8 protein-coding genes and 1 other RNA gene are annotated in these 10,162 nt (G+C 73.0%); 2 read left to right on the forward strand and 7 right to left on the reverse strand.

The annotated features are described in order from the left end of the window. The 3 genes from AOK09_RS00725 to AOK09_RS00735 all read right to left on the reverse strand — a co-directional run. A partial coding sequence (locus AOK09_RS00725) for a GntR family transcriptional regulator (RefSeq protein WP_157875756.1) occupies positions 1 to 389 on the reverse strand: 389 nt, incomplete at its 3' end. A gap of 235 nt (positions 390 to 624) precedes the next feature. Beyond that, positions 625 to 906: an HU family DNA-binding protein gene (locus AOK09_RS00730; protein WP_055585110.1), complete on the reverse strand. Its 282-nt coding sequence runs from the start codon at positions 904 to 906 to the stop codon at positions 625 to 627. 417 nt (positions 907 to 1,323) lie between these two features. Continuing rightward, a complete protein-coding gene (locus AOK09_RS00735) occupies positions 1,324 to 2,802 on the reverse strand; it encodes an NAD-dependent malic enzyme (RefSeq protein ID WP_055585111.1) in 1,479 nt (492 codons plus the stop codon). Positions 2,803 to 2,981: 179 nt separating this feature from the next. Between AOK09_RS00735 and AOK09_RS00740 the strand changes: the two genes are divergently transcribed. Further along, complete coding sequence (locus tag AOK09_RS00740; protein ID WP_055585112.1) at positions 2,982 to 3,185, forward strand: cold-shock protein; 204 nt, start codon at positions 2,982 to 2,984, stop codon at positions 3,183 to 3,185. Between the two features lie 285 nt (positions 3,186 to 3,470). On the opposite strand, the gene AOK09_RS00745 is transcribed toward AOK09_RS00740, so the two are convergent. Further along, complete coding sequence (locus AOK09_RS00745) at positions 3,471 to 5,777, reverse strand: HelD family protein (RefSeq protein WP_055585113.1); 2,307 nt, start codon at positions 5,775 to 5,777, stop codon at positions 3,471 to 3,473. 277 nt (positions 5,778 to 6,054) lie between these two features. On the opposite strand from AOK09_RS00745, the gene AOK09_RS00750 reads away from it, so the two are divergent. Continuing rightward, positions 6,055 to 6,633, forward strand: coding sequence for a CGNR zinc finger domain-containing protein (locus AOK09_RS00750; RefSeq protein WP_055585114.1), 579 nt, complete (start codon positions 6,055 to 6,057; stop codon positions 6,631 to 6,633). A 23-nt stretch (positions 6,634 to 6,656) separates the two neighbouring features. Here the strand turns inward: AOK09_RS00750 and AOK09_RS00755 are convergent, their stop codons facing one another. The 3 genes from AOK09_RS00755 to ssrA all read right to left on the reverse strand — a co-directional run bounded on the left by AOK09_RS00755 (position 6,657) and on the right by ssrA (position 10,056). Then, positions 6,657 to 7,871, reverse strand: a complete 1,215-nt coding sequence (locus tag AOK09_RS00755) for a uroporphyrinogen-III synthase (RefSeq protein WP_055585115.1) — start codon at positions 7,869 to 7,871, stop codon at positions 6,657 to 6,659. A 213-nt stretch (positions 7,872 to 8,084) separates the two neighbouring features. Next, positions 8,085 to 9,479: a nitrate/nitrite transporter gene (locus tag AOK09_RS00760; protein WP_055585116.1), complete on the reverse strand. Its 1,395-nt coding sequence runs from the start codon at positions 9,477 to 9,479 to the stop codon at positions 8,085 to 8,087. Positions 9,480 to 9,684: 205 nt separating this feature from the next. After that, positions 9,685 to 10,056, reverse strand: a transfer-messenger RNA (tmRNA) gene (ssrA, locus tag AOK09_RS36935). Between the last annotated feature and the right edge of the window lie 106 nt (positions 10,057 to 10,162).

The following is a 10,162-nucleotide window of genomic DNA, read 5'->3' on the forward strand; positions in this document are numbered from 1 at the left end:
GGCCGCAGTCGCAGCGCGGCCGCGGCCTGGTCGGGCGCGGGTTCGCAGCGCAGGGAGAGCACCTTGGTCCGGGGGTGGCGGCCGGCGCGCAGCAGGTCGTCATGGAGGCTGGTGAGCTCCACCTGGCGGCGCACCCTGCTGTGCACCACCTGGGTGCCCACTCCGCGCTTGCGCACCAGCAGCCCCCTATCCACCAGGTGCTGGATCGCCTGCCGCATGGTGGGGCGGGACAGTCCCAGGTCGCCGGCGAGGGCGATCTCGTTCACCAGCCGGGTGCCGGGGGGCAGCTCACCGGTGGCGATCAGCTGCTCCAGCCGCGCCGCCACCTGGAAGTACAGCGGCACGGGGCTGGTCCGGTCGATGCTGATCAGCTCGGCGAGGGAGGGCATCCGGGGCCTCCGCGTCCGCAGGGATGGGGGCCCATTATCACCCCGCACGGGGTGGTTGATCCTGATGTCCTGACGAATCGGCCCGACGCAGCGGGGACTCCGCCGCCCCGGAACTCCTACACGGCGAACTCCTACGCAACGGGGAAAGCCGGAGGCCGGGGCGGGCGGCTCCGTGAGGAGCGCACCCACCCCGGCCCCGGGATGGTGCGTACGGCAGGGCGCGGGCCCGGCCGGGTCACTTGCCGGAGGCGGAGGCCTTCAGCTTGGAGCCGGCGGAGACCTTCACGCTGTAGCCGGCCGGGATCTGGATCGGGTCGCCGGTCTGCGGGTTGCGGGCGGTGCGCGCCGCGCGGTGGGTGCGCTCGAAGGTCAGGAAGCCGGGGATGGTGACCTTCTCGTCGCCCTTGGCGACGATGTCGCCAACGACCTCGGCGAAGGCGGCCAGGACGGCGTCCGCGTCCTTGCGCGTCACCTCGGCGCGCTCGGAGAGCGCGGCCACCAGCTCACTGCGGTTCATGTGTACTCCTGTGGTCTGATCGCGTCGCGGTTCCCAGGGGCCCGGGAGGGGATCCCGGCCCGGTCACCGTTTCGCACGTTGCGGCGGGCAGGGGTCCGGCTCCGCTGTCCCAAGCCGCGTCTACCGCCTGCCCGGGAACGAATCCTGCCCCCACCAGCACCGAGAAAGCCAATCCAGCACCCGGGAGGGTCACACGAACAGCGCCTCGCCGCCCGGGCGGTGACACGCTGTCCGTACACGGCCGACTCTCACCGGGCACCGAAGGCGGACGTTCCGTACGTTGTCGGATGTTCCCGTACTTGTCTGGTACGCCGCACCGGTGCAGGGCTACCGTACGCCCTGGCACCGACAACCCCAAACAAGCCCCTGCCCTTGTGTCGCAAGGGCTGCAGGCCCCCGGACAGCTGCCCGGGCGGCTCAGAGCGCCGGCGCGACCCCGTCGGCGCCCTCGGTGATGCCGATCGTCCCCGCCGGGGTGTGCGCCGGTGCGCTGCCGGTGGCCTGCGCGGCCTCCCGCACCGCGGCGGCGACGGTCTTGGCCACATCGGGGTGGAAGACGCTGGGGATGATGTAGTTGGCGTTGAGCTGGTCTTCCTGGACCGTGGCGGCCAGCGCCCGGGCGGCGGCCAGCATCATCTCCGTGTTGACGTTGCGGCTCTGAGCGTCCAGCAGACCGCGGAAGACCCCGGGGAAGACCAGCACGTTGTTGATCTGGTTGGGGAAGTCGCTGCGGCCGGTGGCCACCACCGCCGCGGTCTGCCGGGCCACCGCCGGGTCGACCTCGGGGTCGGGGTTGGCCAGCGCGAAGACCACCGCGTCCTCGGCCATCGCGGCCACGTCCTCGCCGTCCAGCACGTTGGGTGCCGAGACGCCGATGAAGACGTCCGCGCCGCGCACCGCGTCCTTGAGGGTGCCGGTGACGCCCTCGGGGTTGGTGTGCTCCGCGATCCAGCGCAGCGCGCTGTCCTCGGGGGCCTGCGCCAGGTCGGTACGGGAGGGGTGGACCACGCCGTGGACGTCCGCCACCACGGCGTGCCGCACACCCGCAGCCAGCAGCAGCTTGAGGATGGCGGTGCCCGCGGCGCCGGCCCCCGACATCACCACCCGGACCCGCCCGAACTCCTTGCCCACGACCCGCAGCGCATTGGTGAGCGCCGCCAGCACCACGATGGCGGTGCCGTGCTGGTCGTCGTGGAAGACGGGGATGTCCAGCGCCTCGCGCAGCCGGGCCTCGATCTCGAAGCAGCGCGGGGCGGAGATGTCCTCCAGGTTGATGCCGGCGAAGCCGGGGGCGATCGCCTTGACGATCTCGACGATCTGGTCGGTGTCCTGGGTGTCCAGGCAGAGCGGCCAGGCGTCGATGCCCGCGAACCGCTTGAAGAGGGCGGCCTTGCCCTCCATCACCGGCAGCGCGGCCTTGGGGCCGATGTTGCCCAGGCCCAGCACCGCGGAGCCGTCGGTGACCACGGCGACGGTGTTGCGCTTGATGGTCAGCCGGCGGGCGTCGTCGGGGTTCTCAGCGATGGCCATGCAGACCCTGGCCACACCGGGGGTGTAGATCATCGAGAGGTCGTCACGGTTGCGGATGGGATGCTTGGCCGACATCTCGATCTTGCCGCCGAGGTGCATCAGGAAGGTACGGTCGGAGACCTTGCCGATGGCCACGCCGTCGATGGCCCGCAGCTTCTCGACGATCTCCTCGCCGTGCGCCACCGAGGAGGCGGCGACGGTGACGTCGATCCGCAGCCGCTCATGGCCGGAGGCGGTGACGTCCAGACCGGTGACGGACCCGCCCGAGGACTCCACAGCCGTTGTGATCATGCTGACGGCGTTGCCCCTGGCGGGCACCTCCAGCCGCACCGTGATCGAGTTCGACACACTTGGCACCGTCGCCATTGACGTCCTTCTTCCCTGCTGACTTGCCTTGCACCGGCTGTGCTGTACAGGCATCCGATGCTGCCACCTACTGGCGGGTAGCCGTAAATAACGGCCATTGAGTACACAGGCGCCTAAGCTCGACGGTGGGGCCGCCGCAGCGGCGGCCACAGCTGAGCGCAGCAAGGCAGGGAAGCAACATGGCGCAGGGCAAGGTCAAGTGGTTCAACGCGGAGAAGGGCTACGGCTTCATCGCCCAGGACGGCGGTGGACCGGACGTCTTCGTCCACTTCAGCGCGATCACCGGCAGCGGGTACCGGGAACTCGCGGAGGAACAGCGGGTCGAGTTCGACGTCACCCAGGGCCAGAAGGGCCCGCAGGCGGAGAACGTCCGGCCGCTGTAGTGCGCTGAACGGGGGTTGCGCAGGAAATCTCGCGCGACGGGAATGGTCTGCGGGACCCATGGGTTAGTCTGGGTACGACACCGGCTCGATCCAAGCCCCCGGGCCCAACCTTAGTCGCTTCGAGCGACCACTTGCCGCGAGGCGAGCATGGCGGGTCGGTGTCGCAGACCTGGCAGAGGCCGGTTCCCTCCCTCGGGAGGGACCCGGCCTCTCGTCTTGCCCCGGCGCCTTGGCCGGGCGCCCCGCACGGACGGCGAACACCGGTTCCGTGCGGGGCCCCTGTGGTCAGCGCAGCAGCGCCGGCACCCCGTCGCTGTCCGGGAGGTCGTCGGGCCCGCAGAGCACGGTGAGCCGCTGGGTGGCGCGGGTGAGCGCGACATAGAGCACCCGCAGGCCCGCCTCGGACTCCCCGGCGATGCCGGTGGGGTCGGCCACCACCGTGGCGTCGTACTCCAGCCCCTTGGCCTCCAGGCTGCCCAGCGCCACCGCGCGGTCGCCCAGGCCCGCGATCCAGCCGGCCGCCTCGGTCCGCCGCTCCATCGGCACCACCACCGCGACCGTCCCCTCCACCTCCGCGAGCAGCCGCTCCACCTCGGAGCGGGCCGCCTCCGCGAAGTAGCCGTCCGCGTCCGGGGCCGCCGCGAAGCGCGGGGCGACGCCGGTGGAGCGGACCGCCTCCGGGGAGGGGGTGCCCGGGGCGGCCAGCGCCAGCACCCGGGCGGCCACCTCGGCGATCTCCGCCGGGTTGCGGTAGTTGGTGGTGAGGGTGTGACGGCGGCGGGGCTTGCCGCCCAGCACCTCGTCCATCGCCGCCTGGGCCTCGGCCGGATCGGGCCAGGACGCCTGAGCCGGGTCCCCGACGATGGTCCAGGTCGCCTGGCGGGCCCTGCGGCCGATCATGCGCCACTGCATCGGGGTGAGGTCCTGGGCCTCGTCGACGATCACATGGGCGTACTCGGTCCGCTCCACCGGTCCCTCACGGCGGCCGCGGTCGCGGCCCATCCGGTCGGCGTAGGTGGTGACCTCGTCCAGGCCGGTGAGCTGGTCGGTGGGGTCCACCTCGCGGATCCGCGGCCGGGCCGGTTCGCCCAGCAGCAGCGTCAGTTCGTCCACCAGCGCCACGTCGTGCGTGGACAGCGGGCCCCGGCCGTCGTCGTCCAGCCGGCGCCAGGACGCCGCCAGCAGCCGGACCTCCTCCGGGCCGAGCACCCTGCGGGAGACCCTGCCGAGCGCCCGGCCGCTGCGCAGCACGGCCAGCACCCGCTGCGGGGTGAGCACGGGCCACCAGGCCGCCAGGAAGTCCTGGAAGGCGTCCAGGTCGGTGACGTACTCGTCGAAGGACTCCCGCTCCTCCTGCCGCCGCTCGCGCTCGGCCCGGTCCACGGGGCGCGGCCGGTGCCGCACGGCCTCCGACCAGAGGGCGTCCAGCAGCAGCCGGCGTGCGCGCGGACGCAGCAGATTGATGGGGGTGGTGCCGCCGAGGACGGTGCGGCGCAGGTCCCCGAGCCGGGCGGCGTCCAGCCGCAGCACCTCGCCGGCGGCGACGATCCGCAGCTCACCAGGGGTGGTGGGGCTGTCCAGGGCGGCCCGGGCGGCGCGGCGCAGCACCTGCACCATCCTGGAGGAGCCCTTGATCCTGGCCACCTCGGGGGTGTCGTAGGTGTCCGCCTCCACGCCGTCGACCAGGGCGCCCACGGCGCGGATCGCGACCTGGCCCTCCTCGCCCAGCGAGGGCAGCACCCCCTCGGTGTAGGCGACCAGCAGCGGGGTGGGGCTGACCACCAGGATGCCGCCCGCGTAGCGGCGGCGGTCCTGGTAGAGCAGATAGGCGGCGCGGTGCAGGGCGACGGCGGTCTTGCCGGTGCCGGGGCCGCCGGTGACCAGGGTGGCGCCGGCGGCGGGGGCCCGGATGACCTCGTCCTGCTCCTTCTGGATGGAGGAGACGATGTCCCGCATGGTGTGCGAGCGGGCGCGGCCGAGGGCGGCCATCAGCGCCCCGTCACCGACCACCGCGAGGTCGGTCGGCAGGTCGGGGCGGAGCAGGTCGTCCTCGACGCCCAGCACCCGGCGGCCCTTGGAGCGGATCACCCGGCGGCGCACCACCCGGCCCGGCTCGACCGGGGTGGCGCGGTAGAACGGCGCCGCGGCGGGCGCCCGCCAGTCGATCACCAGCGGTCCGTACTCCGCGTCCAGCACGCCGATGCGGCCGATGTGCAGTGTCTCGGCGATGGTGGGGTCGGAGGGGTCCAGCGGCGTCTGGGAGGGGATGCCGTGCTCCTCCGGGCGGTCGGCCTGCTGGAGGTCGATCCGGCCGAAGAGGAAGTCCTCGAACTCGCTGTTGAGCCGGTGCAGATGGGCGCCCGCGCGATACACCTGGGCGTCGCGCTCGGCGAGCGCGCCGGGGGTGCCCACGGAGGCCCGCTTGGCGGCGTCCTCCAGGATGTACTCGGCCTCGGCGAGCTTCTCCCCCAGTCGCCGGTAGACCACGTCGAGGTGCCGCTGCTCCTCCGCGATCTCGCGGTCGCGGACGGTCTCGTGCGAATCCGCGGCCTGCGCCGTGGTGGTGTGCCGGGCTGTGCCGTGCGCGCCCAAGGAGCCCCCTGTCGTACGTACTGCGTTCTGGCTGATGGTTCCGTGCCGGGATTCCAACGAATCACGGAGCACCCGGATTCCTCCGGTTCGTCCGCTGCCGCGGAATCGGCGGACAGAAGATCGTACGCCTTTTGCGGCCGGGGCGGCGCGCCCGTCCCGGCAGCGGGGCCGCGGGAGGGCCGCACGTGGGCAGGCCGGTCCGGCGCTGGCCCTGTCCTGCTCCCGTCAGGCACGCTGGAGGAGGACCCATGGACGCGCGGGAAGGACTCGATGAGCCATGGCGGCGCCTTCGTACGGGCTGCGGTTCGACACCGGGCGGACCTGCCTCGACCTGCTCGCCACCGCACCCGGTCCCCTCGACCGGCTGGACAGCGGCACCGCGCTCGGCCGGTGGCTGGTGGGGGCCGGACTGGTGCCGCCCGGTGACCTGCCCTCCGCGGTCGACGCCCGCTGGGTGGAGCGGTTCGCCGGACTGCGGTCGCTGCTGGGACGTCTGGTGCAGGCGGCGCTGGCCGGCCGCGCCGACCCCGGGGACCTGGAGTCGCTCAACGGCCTCTGTCTGGCGCCCACCCCCGCCCCCAGGCTGGCGCTCGGCCCGCAGGGCGCCCCCGTACGGCGGCTCGCCGGACCGCCCTGCTGCGCCGCACTGCTCTCCGCGGTCGCGCGGGACGCCGCCGAACTGCTGGCGGACCCGGCCGCGGTGGCGCGGCTGCGGCGGTGTGAGCGGGAGGGGTGCGACCGGGTGTACATGGACACCTCCCGCGGCCGCCGCCGGCGCTGGTGCTCCGGCGCGGCCTGCGGCAACCGGGAGCGGGTCGCCCGCCACCGCCGCCGGGTGCTGGCCTCGGGCGGCTGACCGCGCGGGGGCCGCGGCCGGGCTCAGAGTGTGACGACGGGCTCCGCGTACTTGCCGCCGCCCGGCTCCCCCGGGTGGCCGGGGTCCGCGACCGGGTCGATGGCCAGGCGGTAGCCGCGTTTGACGACGGTGGCCACGATGCGGGGCACCCCCAGGGCCGCCCGCAGCCGGGCGACCGCGGTCTCCACCGCGTGCTCGTCACCGCCGGCGCCCGGCAGGGCGCGCAGCAGCTCGGCGCGGGGCACCACCCAGCCCGGCCGCCGCGCCAGGGCCCGCAGCAGCGCCATCCCGGCGGGCGGCACGGGCCGCAGCTCGTCGTCGACCAGCGCCGCCTGGCCGCGCAGCTCCAGCCGGTGTCCCGCGGCGGAGAAGCGGCGGGCGCGCTGGGGCAGTTCGGCGGCCAGCGTCTGCACCATGGCGCCGAGCCGCATCCGCTCCGGCCGGACGGCGGGGATGTCCAGCTCGTCCAGCGGCGCGGCGGTCACCGGGCCGACGCAGACCGCCAGCACGTCGCGGCGCAGCGCATGCAGCAGCTCACCGGTGAGATGCCGGGTACGGGCCCGGTCGAGCAGGCCGATGGCCGCGGGTGCGCTGGTGAAGGTGACGGCGTCCAGGGCTCCGGCGCAGCAGGCGTCCAGCAGCCGGTCCAGCGGCGCCGGGTCGGCCGGCGGCTCCCAGCGGTAGACGGGCACCGCGACCACCTCGGCCCCGGCCGCTCCCAGTGACTCGGCAAAGTCCGGCAGCGGCGTCCCGTGCAGCTGTACGGCGATCCGCCGGCCGTCGACGCCCTCCTCCAGCAGCCGGGACAGCACCTCCACCGAGGACTCGGACTGCGGGGACCACGCGTCCCGCAGCCCGGCTGCCCGGATGGCGCCCTTGGCCTTGGGGCCGCGGGCCAGCAGCCGGCTCTTGGCCAGGCACTCCAGCAGGTCGTCGCCGAGGCCCCAGCCCTCGGCGGCCTCGATCCAGCCGCGGAAGCCGATCCCGGTGGTGGCGACCACGATCTCCGGCGGGTCGGTGACCAGTTGCCGGGTGGCGGCGAGCAGCTGGGCGTCGTCCGGCAGCGGCACGATCTGCAGAGCCGGTCCGCGCAGCACCGTGGCCCCGCGCCGGTGCAGCAGGGCGGCGAGTTCGTCCGCCCGGCGGGCGGCGGTGACACCCACCGTGAATCCCGCGAGCGGCGGGACGGCCGCGTCCACGTCCTCGGGACAGGGCGGCGGCGGTGTGCGACCAGGCATGGGGTCTTTCCCATCGATCCAGGTCCCCGGCGGTCGTGAGCCTCAGGAACGGCGGTCTTCCGACAGTGGGCCTGCGCAATGGTCCCCCTCGGCGGTGTCGTCGACGGGTCGCCGCGGTTTCGCCGGTGTTTCACGGGGGGCGCAGGTGGCGGCCCGTACGGCGTGGGCTGCACGCCGTACGGGCCGGGGGCAGGGAACGCCCGGGGGCCGCGCTCAGACCTTCGCCAGGGCGCGGGCCGGGTCGGCGGCCTCGGTGGCGCCGGTCTGCGCCCCGCCGGGGCGGCGCAGGTAGACCGCCCAGGTGAGGGCGAAGCAGAGGGCGTAGGCGGCCAGGAAGGAGAGGAACGCCGGGGAGCCCGACTTGGCGCTGAGGAAGGACTGCCGGAAGGCGAGGTTGATGAAGAGCCCGCCGAGGGCGCCCACCGCGCCGATCACCCCGATGGCCGCGCCGGACAGCCGCCGGGCCCAGGCGGCCTCCTGCTGGTCGCTGAGGCCCTCGGCCAGGCTGCGGGCCCGCGCCCTGGCCTGGAAGATCCCCGGGATCATCTTGTAGGTGGAGCCGTTGCCCAGGCCGGAGAAGACGAAGAGCCCGATGAAGCCCACCAGGAAGACGGCCAGCGACCCGGTCGAGGAGGCGCGGAGCACCACACCGGTGGAGACCGCCATCGCCACGAAGTTCCAGAAGGTGATCCGGGCGCCGCCCCAGCGGTCGGCCAGCAGACCGCCCACGGGGCGGATCAGCGAGCCGAGCAGCGGGCCGATGAAGGTGAGCTGGGCGGCCTGCAGCGGGGTGCGGCCGAACTGGTTCTGCAGCACCAGGCCGAAGGCGAAGCTGAAGCCGATGAAGGACCCGAAGGTGCCGACGTAGAGCGCCGCCATCACCCAGGTGTGCTTCTCCCGCACCACCTCGCGGAAGGCGCCGGTGTCGGAGCGCATCGGCGCCAGGTTGTCCATGAAGAGCACGGCGCAGGTGGCGGCGACCACGATCAGCGGGATGTAGATGCCCAGCACGATCCGGGGGTGCCCGGCGCCTGCCGCGGAGATCACCGCCAGCGTGACCAGCTGGATCACCGGGACGCCGATGTTGCCGCCGCCCGCGTTGAGGCCCAGCGCCCAGCCCTTGCGGCGGAGCGGGAAGAAGGCGTTGATGTTGGTCATGGAGGAGGCGAAGTTGCCGCCGCCCAGCCCGGTGAGCGCGCCCACCAGCATGAAGGTGGTGTAGGAGGTGCCGGGCTCCATCACCAGCCAGGCCGCTCCGGTCGGCAGCAGCAGGAGCAGCGCCGAGACCACCGTCCAGTTGCGCCCGCCGTAGCGGGCCACCGCGAAGGTGTAGGGGATCCGGACGAAGGCGCCCACCAGGGTCGGCATCGCCACCAGGAAGAACTTCCCGGCCGGGTCGATGTGGTAGGCGGGCCCCATGAAGAGCACCATCACCGACCAGAGGCTCCAGATGGAGAACCCGATGTGCTCGGAGAGGACCGAGAAGAGCAGGTTGCGGTTGGCGGTACGGCGTCCGGTGCGCTCCCAGAAGGCCTCGTCCTCCGGGTCCCACTCCTGGATCCAGCGGCCGCCGCGGCGCACCGCCGTCGTGCCCGTGCCCGTGGTCATCAGCGTCTCCCGTGTGCGTCCTGGTGTTGTCTCGATTCCCTGACGCTAGAAGTCGGCGGTTTCGGGCTCATGGCTGCGTGTGACACCTGCGGAACCGTCCACTCACGCACTGTGGACGCGCCGTGTGAGCCCGCCGGCCGCGGGGGGCCGGGCACACGAAACGGCCGCCATCCGGTGCGGATGACGGCCGTCGCGTACATGGGTGTGGTGGAGGTGCCGGGAATCGAACCCGGGTCCTGTGGAGTTGATTCAGGGCTTCTCCGAGCGCAGTCTGCTGTGCTTTTCTCAGCCCCGGCAGTCACGCAGACAAGCTGCCGACGGGCTCAGTCACTGTTTGATGTCCCGAACTACCCCGCGACCGGGTAGAGCGGTGAGTTCCCTAGCTGATGCCAGGATCCGGGGCGGGAACACACCCGGTCTGACACCTTCGTTACTCGCTGATCAGGCAGCGAGCGCGAAGGAATCGCGCTTAGAGTTGGCGATTATTTTTTTGCGGCAGATGGTTAACGAGATCATTGCCGCGTTCCTCGGCTCGCTTCCCCTGTTTCGACATCCCCAGTCGAAACCGATCACCCCCATGTGTTTTTTTCAAAGAGCTCCGGGGGCCTTCGCAGGCCTCCGGCGCACGCCCATCGTACGGTGTCAACACCCGGCGGGTCCAGCGCATTCCCCCCGGCCGGGGG

The organism is Peterkaempfera griseoplana (genome assembly GCF_001418575.1).
GTDB classification, from domain to species: Bacteria; Actinomycetota; Actinomycetes; order Streptomycetales; family Streptomycetaceae; genus Peterkaempfera; species Peterkaempfera griseoplana.